2 protein-coding genes are annotated in these 2723 nt (G+C 39.7%); one reads left to right on the top strand and one right to left on the bottom strand.

The window, feature by feature from the left end; all coding sequences use genetic code 11:
- Positions 1-189: 189 nt before the first annotated feature.
- Positions 190-1641: a YdiU family protein gene (locus AAF462_11450; protein ID MEM7009738.1), complete on the top strand. Its 1452-nt coding sequence runs from the start codon at positions 190-192 to the stop codon at positions 1639-1641.
- A 4-nt stretch (positions 1642-1645) separates the two neighbouring features.
- On the opposite strand, the gene AAF462_11445 is transcribed toward AAF462_11450, so the two are convergent.
- A partial coding sequence (locus tag AAF462_11445) for a 3'-5' exonuclease (protein MEM7009737.1) occupies positions 1646-2723 on the bottom strand: 1078 nt, incomplete at its 5' end.

The following is a 2723-nucleotide window of genomic DNA, read 5'->3' as shown; positions in this document are numbered from 1 at the left end:
TGATTCCTTCAACACTGTCTAGAGAAGACACGTTGTGTGTGAGAAATTTTTTAAGCCCTTTTATTATTCCGTGTTCCTGCTTTATTTTGTTCTTTCTGTATTTCATATAAATTAATTCTGGAGCGCTAGTATTTAAAACATGTGAAAACTACTATACAACTATTTAGTTAAGTTTGCTACGTATCAGATATGAGAAAAATCACAGAGTTAAATTTTAATAATTCCTACAGATCACTACCAGAGGAATTCTATGACCTCGTAGTTCCAACTCCATTTACTAATCCACACCTGGTTAATTTTAACCCTGATGCTGGTGAACTTATAGATCTTGACCCAAATGAGGCAAGAAGTGAAGTGTTTTCACACTATTTCTCAGGCAAAAAACAAATTCCCGGATCTGACCCAATTGCAATGTACTACACAGGGCACCAGTTCGGCGTCTACAACAAAGATATTGGTGATGGGAGGGCAATTCTGCTTGGTCAAGTTACCAACTCAAAAGCGGAGAGCTGGGATCTTCACCTAAAAGGCTCAGGACGAACCAAATACTCAAGAGTTTTTGATGGAAGGGCGGTGCTGCGCTCTTGCATCAGAGAGTATCTGTGCTCAGAGGCGATGCACACGTTGGGGATTCCCACCACAAGAGCCTTATGCATAATCGGCAGTGATGAGAAAGTAGAGCGAGAGACCACAGAGATGGGAGCAATGATGGTACGTATGGCCCAGACACACGTTCGTTTTGGATCTTTTGAAGCCTTTCACTACTTAGGTGATCAGGAGAATGTGAAGATTCTTGCTGATTATGTAATAGAGCACCAATTCCCAGAGTTCATAAACCTAGATGAAAGATATCATCTCTTTTTCTCTGAAGTTGTAAGAAGAACTGCTGAGCTTATAGCGAAGTGGCAGTCAGTAGGGTTTACCCACGGTGTTATGAATACGGACAATATGTCCATCACTGGTCTTACAATTGACTACGGCCCTTATGGATTTATTGAAAATTATGATCCGGAATATATTCCAAATCACTCAGATCATTTTGGGAGATATTCCTACCAAAACCAGCCTGCTATTGCGCACTGGAATCTAACTAAGCTTGCTCTTGCACTTAGCTCTATACTCGCCGATGAAAGCGCAAATGAATCTCTAGATAATTTTAGAAATATCTATTCAGAGTCTTTCATTCAAATCATGAGAACTAAGCTGGGATTAAAAGACCCGCTCGCAGAAGACGCCGAGCTAATAAAGGGAATATTGGAGATATTAGCCGGTGAAGATGTTGACTATACAAACTTCTTTAGAAGGTTAAGCGACATAGAGTCCCATGATATTACTTCTAATTTTTCTGATAAATCTGCAATAACTGGGTGGCTTTCATCTTACCAAAAACGCCTTAGCCAGGAAAATACCGCTAATTTAGAGAGAAAAAAGAATATGGACCTAGTTAATCCGAAATTTATTCTAAGAAACTACTTGGCAGAGAATGCTATAAGAAAAGCGGTAGATAACGGTGACTACGCCGAGGTTGAACGGCTCCATATGATACTAAAAAATCCTTTTAGTGAGCAGATTCAATTTCAGGATTACTCAGATCCATCGCCAGATTGGGGTAAGAACTTAGTTATAAGCTGTTCTTCTTAAAGGACTAATTCTCAAGATAGCTGGCAATTATCTTTTTATCACCTACGCTTGGGAAAAACACTGTGACTTTTGTATCATCACCCGAGCCCTCAACTTTTTTGACCAGTCCCTCGCCAAATGAGGCATGTACTACCTTTTGTCCAATTTTATACTTTCCAGTGTTGGTTGGGATAATAGGCGCCGAAGTTGTTGTCTTTCGTGACGATCTTTTAGAACTTCGTGATAGTTCTTTAGAATCAAAGTTGAAATTATGAATATTTATTAAATCCTCTGGCAGCTCTGATATAAACCTGGAAGTAATAGTGCCCTGGTGTTTCCCAAAGACCATTCTTCTATTGGCGCTGGCTAGGTAGAGCTTTTCCTTGGCCCTAGTTAGACCGACATAAAAAAGTCTCCTCTCTTCCTCCACTTGCCCGTTCATCATGGAGTTATAGTGAGGTAGTAAGTTCTCTTCCATTCCCGAGATAAAGACCACGGGGAACTCAAGCCCTTTTGCCGAATGAAGTGTCATAAGAGTGACCTGATCAGAGTGTTCTGTGTAATTATCCAGATCGCTCGCAAGCGAGATAGTATCTAAGAAATCATTTAAACTCGCCTCTTCTCTTTCTTCTTGAAACTCTGCAGCTAGGTTTAGTATCTCACCGATATTCTCTCTTCGCTCTTCTTCGTTCTCAAGCATATCAAGATATTTTGTTTTGTAGAGAACATGGTTAATTAGATCCACTACATTATCTTTGTCTGGAAACTCTATTAATTCATCTAGCAGATTGTTTAATTTAGCTAACTTGTTCAAGACACTTGGAGAAAGCATTTTGTCTTTAACTGCCAATTGAATAGCATCATAAAAAGAAGAGTCCTTTTCTTGTGCAATTGCTTCAAGGCTTGTGATCGTGACTTTGCCAATGCCCCTGGGCGGTACATTAATAATTCGCTTAAGGCTTATCTCATCTGAAGGGTTTGTGATCACTTTAAGGTACGCAAGTATATCTTTTATCTCTTTACGTTTGTAAAACTCAGTTCCGCCTACGATCTTATAAGGGATTGATCTGGCTAAAAGCTCTTCTTCTATTAGCCTTGACTGG

It is taken from the genome of Thermodesulfobacteriota bacterium (genome assembly GCA_039028315.1).
In the GTDB taxonomy this organism is placed as follows: Bacteria; Desulfobacterota_D; UBA1144; order Nemesobacterales; family UBA2774; genus CR02bin9.
Note: the sequence above shows the minus strand (reverse complement) of the source record. Positions and strands in the feature narration are given on the sequence as shown.

Coding starts and splice junctions, on each gene's coding strand:
- AAF462_11450 (MEM7009738.1), top strand. CDS start 190: ATGAGAAAAATCACAGAGTTAAATTTTAATAATTCCTACAGATCACTA.